Raw genomic sequence first — 370 nt, 5'->3', positions numbered from 1 at the left:
GGCCGCCGCCAGGTCCAGCAGCACCGCCAGCCCTCTGCTGGGCAGCTTCGCGGGGCGCAGCTCCAACGCCACCGCCTCGCCCGTCACCAGCTCACTCACGCCCGCCGCCCTTCCTGGTCTGCCCGGGACACCGCCAGTCTGCCAAGCTGAAGCCGCATCGCACCGCAGTACGAGCAGTACGAGCAGCCCGACAGCACGACCGCCGACGATCAGCCGAGGAGCAGGCACACCGATGGACCTCGACGTCTTCGTCTCCGCCCACCGCGCGGAGTGGGACCGCCTCGACGCCCTGCTCGGTCGACGCCGCCGGCTCACCGGCGCGGAGGCCGACGAACTCGTCACCCTCTACCAGCGCGCCGCCACCCACCTC

2 pseudogenes are annotated in these 370 nt (G+C 72.7%); one reads left to right on the top strand and one right to left on the bottom strand.

What is annotated here, in order from left to right:
* Positions 1 to 168 (bottom strand): annotated as a pseudogene (locus CCN29_RS36505) (RDD family protein); the annotation flags it as partial.
* 64 nt (positions 169 to 232) lie between these two features.
* Between CCN29_RS36505 and CCN29_RS35460 the strand changes: the two are divergent.
* Positions 233 to 370, top strand: a pseudogene (locus tag CCN29_RS35460) (stage II sporulation protein M); the annotation flags it as partial.

Origin of the sequence: Streptomyces pseudogriseolus, assembly GCA_002154585.1 — a bacterium.
GTDB classification, from domain to species: domain Bacteria; phylum Actinomycetota; class Actinomycetes; order Streptomycetales; family Streptomycetaceae; genus Streptomyces; species Streptomyces pseudogriseolus.
This window is presented reverse-complemented; position numbering and strand designations above follow the sequence as displayed.